Raw genomic sequence first — 3,481 nt, 5'->3', positions numbered from 1 at the left:
GTGTCAGGGCCTGGAACGTTGCGGTCTGCCGGGGCGGCGGTGACGCTTGGCGTCGGCATGGGCGGTGACTCCTGCGGGGCAATCGGGCGGGTGGTCGGGAGAGGCGTGTGCGGCTGCGGCTGCGGCTGCGGCTGCGGCTGCGGCTGCGGCTGCGGCTGCGGGGAACGAGGACCCCAGGGCCATCGCAAGACTCCACCAAGCCCCGCCGCCCCGGCAGACCGCAACGTTCCAGGCCCTGACACGGCCCCCCAGGCCCACCATCAACCGGTGACAATAGAGAAATGGCACCGGCAGAAGGTACGGAACTCGGCAGATACCTCCGCGCGAGGCGGGCGCAGATCACCCCCGCGGACGCGGGCCTCCCGGCCGGTACCGGCCTGCGCCGCACCCCCGGCCTGCGCCGCGAGGAGCTCGCGACCCTCGCCGGGGTCAGCGTCGACTACTACACCCGGCTGGAGCGTGGCAGGGAGACCAACCCGTCCCCGGCCGTCATCGACTCCCTGGCCCGCGCCCTGCGCCTCGGCGGCGACGCCCACGAGCGCCTGCACGACCTGGCCGAGCTGGCGTCGGGCCGGATGACGGAGCCGCGCCCCACCGACGACAGCACCGTGCGCGAGTCGGTCCTGCGGATGCTCGAAGCGCTCCGGCCGCTGCCCGCGTACGTCGTCAACCGGTACAACTACGTCCTCGCCGCCAACCCGCCAGGACGCGCCCTGTTCCCCGGCCTGTGGGACGACTACGCCCCGGCCCAGCGCAATCTCACCCGCTATGTGTTCCTGCATCCCGTGGGCAGCGAGCTCTACATACCCCGGGAGCAGACCCTCGCGACGTCGGTCGCGCATCTGCGGGCGATCGGCGGACTCGACCCCGACTCCCCGCAGCTGGCCGCCCTGGTCGGCGAACTCCTCCTGAAATCACCGGACTTCGCCCGCATGTGGGAGCGGTACGAGGTGCGGGAGCGCGGCGGCGGCAAGAAGATCTTCGCGCATCCGAAGACGGGGCGGATGACCCTCACGTTCGAGGCGATGCAGCTTGCGCGGACGGGCGGGCAGCGGCTGATCACCTACCAGGCGGCGCCCGGCACCCCGGATGAAGAGGCCATGCTCCGCCTGGAGCCGGCGTCCCGTACCGAGGCGTCCCGCAGCTAGTCCTCCTCGTCCGCCCCGCACGAACTCCCGTTCCTCGGCATCTCCCCGTACAGCAGGAACCCGTCCACCTTCTCCCGCACGCACTTGGACCCCGCGTAACCGGTGTGCCCGTCCCCCTTGTTGTCCAGGACGACGGCCGCCGAGCCGAGCCGCTCGGCGGTCTCCTGGGTCCAGCTGTACGGGGTCGCGGGGTCGCCCCGCGTGCCGACGAGCAGGAAGTCCGGGCTCTTCACATCACGTACCTCGTCACGGATGTAGTCCGTACCCGCGGGCCGCCCGAAGCAGAAGAGCACCGGCATCAGCATCGACTTCCCGAAGATGGCGGATGTGGATGCGAACTCCTGCTGGAGCTTGCCGACTTCCTTCTCGATGCTGTCCGCGTCCGGCCGGTCCGGGTCGTCGGCGCAGTTCACGGCCATGAGCGCGGCGGCCATGTTGTCGGGGGGAATGTCCTCCGTCAGGCCCTTCAGGCCAGGCCTCTGCTGGGCCATCGCGCCGCTCATCCGAATCAGCGCCCGGGGGTCCCCGTCGGCAAGCAGCGCGCCGAGCGCCTGCGACAGGGCGGGCCACGACTGCCTGCTGTAGAGCGCCTGTCCGAGTACGTCCACGACGTCCTGGCCGGTGAACTCCTCGCCGGTCGTGGACTGGAGCGGATACCGGTCGAGCCCCCGGATCAGCTGCGCCATGTGCTCGCGCGCGGCCCGCGAATCCCTGCCGAAGACGCAACCCGCGTTGTCCGTGCACCAGTTGAGGAAGTTGTCGAGGGCGGTCTGCCGCCCCTCCGCGCTCACCAGGGCCTGCTCGGCGACCGGTTCGGTCAGCGTGTCCACACCGTCGAGGACCATCCGGCCGACCTTCTTGGGGAACTGGGTGGCGTAGACGGCGCCGAGCCGCGTTCCGTAGGAGAAGCCCAGATAGTTGAGCTTCTTGTCGCCGAGCGCCTGACGCATGACGTCCATGTCGCGCGAGACGTTGATGGTCCCGACGTACGGAAGAACGGGCCCTGACTCCTTGGCGCACCGATCGGAGATCTTCTTTATCTCGTCGAGCACGGCGCCGGGATCGTCGGTCTCCTCACCCTCCGGGGCCTCCGTCGGGTCCTCGGCGCCGGCATCACCACAGGTCACGGGCGAACTCTCGCCCACCCCGCGCGGATCGAAGGAGACGACGTCGTACCCCTTGCCGAGATACGCGAACTCCTTCTGCGAGGCGAGCAGTCCGGAGACCCCTGCACCGCCGGGACCCCCGAAGTTGAGCAGCAGCGAACCGCGCTTCTCGCCGCTGGACTTGATGCGGACCATGGCGAGATCGACCTTGCCGCGCTTGGGCTGTGCGTAGTCGAGCGGGACAGTGATCTTGCCGCACTGCACGTCGTCGTCCTCGGAGGCGGAAGGGGAGGGCTCCTCGGAGACGAGCCCCGCCCCCTCCCCTTCACAGTCACCCCACTTGATCTTCTGCGTGTAGTACCGGGAGAGATCGGGCCGCTGATCGGGCGACGCGAACGCCTGCGATGCGGACGCCTGCGATGCGGACGCCTGCGATGCGGACGCCTGCGATGCGGACTCCTGCGATGCGGACGCCTGCGATGCGGACGCCTGCGATGCGGACTCCTCGGCAGGGGCAGCGGCGGCCGCCGCCGCTCCGATGCCCGGCAGTGCGACTCCTGTCCCCATGACGGCCAGCGCGGTGACGCCGGCGAGCGCAACAGCTCTGCGCACGGCAACCTCCCAGGGTCTGCCCCTCGATCACCCTAAGCGCGCGGGTCCGGCGCCGCCCGTCCAGCTCACAGCCAGTGACGGCGACTACCGGCCGTGTCCGTAGAGCCCCTCGATCTCAGCGGCGAAGTCACGCTCGACGGCGGCACGGCGCAGCTTCAGGGACGGCGTGAGATGACCGCTCTGCTCCGTGAAATCCACCGGCAGAACGGCGAACCGCCGGATGGACTCGGCACGGGATACGAGCTTGTTGGCCTCGTCGACCGCACGCTGCAGCGTCTCGCGCAAGTCGGCGTCATCGACAAGATCGGCGGGAGTGCTCCCCTCCTTCTTCTTCCTCATACGGCACCAGTGCCCGATGCCGTCCGCCTCGAGCGTGATCAGGGCGGTGATGTACGGCCGGGCGTCGCCGACGACCATGCACTGGCCGACCAGCGGATGGGCGCGCAGCCAGTCCTCGAGCGGGGCGGGGGCGACGTTCTTGCCGCCGGTCGTGATGAGCAGGTCCTTCTTCCTCCCGGTGATCGAGAGATACCCCTCGGCGTCGAGCTCCCCGACGTCCCCGGTGGCGAACCACTCCCTGTCTTTTATACACATCTGACGCTGCCGACGAATAGC

The 3,481-nt window shown here is 69.8% G+C and carries 2 protein-coding genes and 1 pseudogene; 1 reads left to right on the top strand and 2 read right to left on the bottom strand.

What is annotated here, in order from left to right; all coding sequences use genetic code 11:
• Positions 1–281 precede the first annotated feature (281 nt).
• The gene (locus E2651_RS42135; protein WP_135336550.1) at positions 282–1,148 is read left to right on the top strand and encodes a helix-turn-helix transcriptional regulator; all 867 of its coding nucleotides are present in this window, start codon (positions 282–284) and stop codon (positions 1,146–1,148) included.
• On the opposite strand, the gene E2651_RS42130 is transcribed toward E2651_RS42135, so the two are convergent.
• Entirely contained in the window at positions 1,145–2,866 is a 1,722-nt protein-coding gene (locus E2651_RS42130) for an alpha/beta hydrolase (RefSeq protein WP_245239546.1), read from the bottom strand. The genes E2651_RS42135 and E2651_RS42130 overlap by 4 nt on opposite strands.
• Positions 2,867–2,950: 84 nt before the next feature.
• Positions 2,951–3,481, bottom strand: a pseudogene (locus E2651_RS42125) (AMP-binding protein); the annotation flags it as partial.

This window comes from Streptomyces sp. MZ04 (assembly GCF_004684775.1).
Taxonomy (GTDB): Bacteria; Actinomycetota; Actinomycetes; order Streptomycetales; family Streptomycetaceae; genus Streptomyces.
This window is presented reverse-complemented; position numbering and strand designations above follow the sequence as displayed.